Consider the following 3,503-nt stretch of genomic DNA (forward strand, 5'->3'; position numbering starts at 1 on the left):
TTAAATGTTGATCCTATATAACCTACCAATTTGATTGAATCTCTTAATATACAATAATTTAAAAATATAACTGTTAATAGTGGAAACTGTTGAAATCGGGTGAAAAATAGTAATTCCTAAGAAGTCTAAAAAGTTAAGGATTTTCTTTAGTGACACGACATATTATTTTAATTCAATTTATTAAATAAATGTAACAAAGGCTCCCTAAAAAAATAGATAATAAAGCATTCCTAGCAATTAGATGGATTGTTATTGTGATTAAGATTCCTAATAACTGAAATTTTAGTAAAATAGTGTTTAATCTATCTGGGAAAAGTATGTATAGTGTTAAAATTGTAATGAGTACTACTGGAAAATCTTCTTTTAAAAATAAAAATTTATTTGCATGCTTTTTAAAAAATATAAAAGGTAAAAATCTAGTAAATAAATTTGCTATAGCTCCTATTAAAAACTCAAGCATATTTTTCCTTTATTATAATTACTAGTAAAGAGGTTAGGATAGAAAAGATTAAAATATTTGGGATTTGTATAATATAAAAGAAAAAATAGGAACATATACCAAGAAAAAGGGGAAATAATTTTTTCCTTGAAATAAGTTTTTCCACTAAAATAACAACAAAAAGAGAAACCAGAATAAAGTCTAATCCCTTTAATTCAAAGTCAAAATAATTGGCAAAAACCACACCACAGATTGTTCCTGATATCCAGTATAAATGGTTAAGTATTGATACATATAAATCATAATCTGGACCATATTTTTTATGACTAAGTATAGCAAATGTCTCATCTGTTAAAGTAAATATTTTGTAGAAGTGATTTTTGTATCTATCTAGAAATGTGAGAGAATAAAAAAATTGTCTAAAATTTAACAAAAATGATGTGATAAAAATATCTATTAGTGATAATTTATTATAAATCCCCAATAATAGAAATTGAAGTGAGCCAGAGTAGATGAAAATAGACATGGATATTAGTAAGTATGGATCAATGCCCATTTTTACGCCAAGAATTCCAAAGGAAATACTTAGAGCAAAATAACTCACAAAGATTGGAAATGTATCTTTAATAGCTTGTAATAGTTTCATCAAGGGTGGTACCTGCAAATCCCTTTTTTGTACAACGTCCTTTTATTTTTGAGATGATCTGGTTTCTTTTTTCCTTTGCGCTTAACCTTTTTTCCCCATAAACTATTCCTTTTTTTCACAGGGCTCTTCTTTTTTATCCAGGGACCCATGGATTTCAAAAAATGGATAGGCGTCATATGGATAGGTAACTATCACTTCAATCCCATCATCACTAAGATAGGACTCGCATGAAGCCTCAATATCATCTTCATTATCTTCTTGTAGAAAAAGATGGGAGTTTTTGGCCACAAATCCAGTAAGTGCTATGGCAGTTGCACTAATAATTTTTATTTCCCTTTCAGTAAATGGCAGACTTGAGCCGTCTGCATCCAGGTATAGAATCCAGGGATAAGCATTCTCATCAGCCACTGGCCAGTTATGGGTTTCTATTTCCTGGAGCATAGATTCAGGTATATACTTTTTATTGTCAAAGTTGAGAGAAAGTATCTGTGTGCCTATGTTTTTATCGGGGCGCTCTATATTAAATGACTCTGCAAAATTTACAAAATGATCAAATGCTTCAAGAGAAGGGAATATTACCATACCATAATCTATGCCATCTGAACCTATTATAGAGACACATGCTCCTTCAAAACCTAACTTAGGTATATCAACTCTAATTATATCACCCTGAGCTACAAATCTCCATGGAGCAAGCTTATAAAATATCAGGGCAGCTCTAAAGAGTTGGTGAATGGTGTCTGGAGAGATGTTGTTTTCAAGATAACTGTTATAACTAGGGCCATTGTTCTCAAGATATTCATTCAGTGCAAATTTGATCTCTTCAATCTCAGGGGTAGGAGCAATCACCACCTTCATATCTGGAACCACTTTTGAAATTTCCTTGGCAAGTGAGGGATCAGAGACCCTTACCCTGGCTGGACGCCTTGGCTTGCCTTCATAGGGGGCGGCCATGGCATGGAGTAGTGCCGTGCCTGCATTTAAAGAAGGATCGTTTAAGTGACCCACTTCCATCCCAACTATGTCACCCTTAGGAACCTCTATCCAAACTAAGACTCCATTGGAAACTGTGCTATCTTCTTCAATAAAAAAAGGAGGTGTAAATCGGCCACATACCCACTCAAGCTGTTTTTTTGTTTTGCCTTTTTTGGTTCTAGTAGTTTTTTTTCTCTTTTTTGCCATGGTATTAGGTCCTTCCTTTTTGTATAAAATATTTGTCTTAATTGCTGGGCGCTATAATATTTTGTCTAAACTAAAATTGTAAAGAAAAAAATTACAATCTGCTTATTTCTTTAGCTTCGCTTATTGATTGGGTTATGGAGCAGGTGATAGTGAATAGTGATTAGTGAAAGGTAGAAGGGTGATTAGTCTTTAGTTGTTAGTCTTTAGTTATTAGTAGAAGGATGAAGGGCGGAGGGCACCTAAAACCTTGAACGTTGAACTTTGAACCTTAGACACCCACAGACACAGATCACAGACACAGACCCATCAAAAGCTTGAGACTTCGGAGTTAGTGGAATAAGCAGATAAAACTATTTTTAAGCAAAGCTAGATAATTGAAAGGAGAGAAAAAATGGATTAAGATGATTTACACTTTGCCTGAGGTAATAGAATTTTTATGGAGGAATGATGTTTGATTTTATTTTAAGAAATTTAATCCAGAAATCTATAACCCTTTTGTTTGTATCAATAATTTCGTTTTTGATTATATATCTGGCACCTGGAAAGCCTTCTCAGATCGATCCAATGAACCCAAAGTTTACCCCAGAACTCTTAAAAAGATACAGAGAGCACTTTCATCTGGATAAGCCCCTGTATGAACAGTATTTTTTATTTTATAGGGATCTGTTTACAGGAAAAAGCGTGTCCTGGCAGGACAACAGACCTGTTCTTAAAAAAATATGGGAGCGGTTTTTAAATAGTTTGCCTCTATTTTTGATAGGCACCCTTATTACCTGGACATTATCGTTTCCTGTTGGGATTAAAAGTGCAATTGAGAGGGGTTCTTTTTTTGACAGAACCACTACATTTGTGTCCTATGTATTGATTTCCATTCCAGGATTTTTCTTTGCCTACATACTGATTATTTTAGTTGTAAACTACCTTCATGTGCCAGTAATTGGGATGAAGACCTTTGGAGTAGTATCTAAAAATCTGTTTGTGGCACTTATGGATAGGCTCTGGCATCTGCTAATTCCCTCTATGCTGTCAGCTGCTGGTGGTATAGCCATTTTGTCCAGATATGTTAGAAATGAGATGATAGAAGTGCAGGATGCAGACTATATAAGGACAGCAAGGGCAAAGGGGCTTTCAGAAGATGATGTGATATACAAACACGGTTTAAAAAATGCACTCCTTCCCTTTGTTACCATGTTTGGCCTTATTATTCCAGGGCTTATTGGTGGTTCTGTAATTATT

Annotated in this window: 4 protein-coding genes; 1 reads left to right on the plus strand and 3 read right to left on the minus strand. The window is 34.0% G+C overall.

Going from position 1 to position 3,503, the window contains the following annotated elements; translation table 11 throughout:
- Positions 1 to 172: 172 nt before the first annotated feature.
- The 3 genes from ACYQ0O_RS12865 to ACYQ0O_RS12875 all read right to left on the minus strand — a co-directional run bounded on the left by ACYQ0O_RS12865 (position 173) and on the right by ACYQ0O_RS12875 (position 2,267).
- A complete protein-coding gene (locus ACYQ0O_RS12865) occupies positions 173 to 460 on the minus strand; it encodes an AzlD domain-containing protein (protein WP_459893711.1) in 288 nt (95 codons plus the stop codon).
- A complete protein-coding gene (locus ACYQ0O_RS12870) occupies positions 453 to 1,085 on the minus strand; it encodes an AzlC family ABC transporter permease (RefSeq protein WP_459893713.1) in 633 nt (210 codons plus the stop codon). Before ACYQ0O_RS12870 ends, ACYQ0O_RS12865 begins: the two co-directional genes overlap by 8 nt.
- A gap of 102 nt (positions 1,086 to 1,187) precedes the next feature.
- Positions 1,188 to 2,267 (minus strand): DUF7309 domain-containing protein, encoded by a 1,080-nt coding sequence (locus tag ACYQ0O_RS12875; RefSeq protein WP_459893715.1) that lies wholly within the window; start codon positions 2,265 to 2,267, stop codon positions 1,188 to 1,190.
- Positions 2,268 to 2,714: 447 nt separating this feature from the next.
- On the opposite strand from ACYQ0O_RS12875, the gene ACYQ0O_RS12880 reads away from it, so the two are divergent.
- Positions 2,715 to 3,503 (plus strand): ABC transporter permease (locus tag ACYQ0O_RS12880; RefSeq protein WP_459893717.1); only part of this gene is annotated, 789 nt, incomplete at its 3' end.

This window comes from Desulfothermus okinawensis JCM 13304 (genome assembly GCF_054654515.1).

What these genes read in the sequence shown, in the direction of transcription:
- ACYQ0O_RS12865 (WP_459893711.1), bottom strand. Translation starts at nt 460, where the DNA reads ATGCTTGAGTTTTTAATAGGAGCTATAGCAAATTTATTTACTAGATTT.
- ACYQ0O_RS12870 (WP_459893713.1), bottom strand. Translation starts at nt 1,085, where the DNA reads ATGAAACTATTACAAGCTATTAAAGATACATTTCCAATCTTTGTGAGT.
- ACYQ0O_RS12875 (WP_459893715.1), bottom strand. Translation starts at nt 2,267, where the DNA reads ATGGCAAAAAAGAGAAAAAAAACTACTAGAACCAAAAAAGGCAAAACA.